A 264-nucleotide genomic window follows, 5' to 3' on the forward strand; every position below is an offset into this window, starting at 1 on the left:
CTGGGGAGTACGGCCGCAAGGTTAAAACTCAAAGGAATTGACGGGGACCCGCACAAGCGGTGGATGATGTGGATTAATTCGATGCAACGCGAAAAACCTTACCTGCTCTTGACATGTACGGAACTTGGTAGAGATATCTTGGTGCCCGAAAGGGAGCCGTAACACAGGTGCTGCATGGCTGTCGTCAGCTCGTGTCGTGAGATGTTGGGTTAAGTCCCGCAACGAGCGCAACCCTTGTCATTAGTTGCCATCATTAAGTTGGGC

Annotated in this window: 1 rRNA gene; it reads left to right on the forward strand. The window is 51.9% G+C overall.

Going from position 1 to position 264, the window contains the following annotated elements:
* Positions 1 to 264: ribosomal RNA gene (locus JHD59_RS23425) — 16S ribosomal RNA — on the forward strand; the annotation flags it as partial.

The sequence above is a fragment of the Chromobacterium sp. ASV23 genome (genome assembly GCF_016428945.1).
Taxonomy (GTDB): Bacteria; Pseudomonadota; Gammaproteobacteria; order Burkholderiales; family Chromobacteriaceae; genus Chromobacterium; species Chromobacterium sinusclupearum.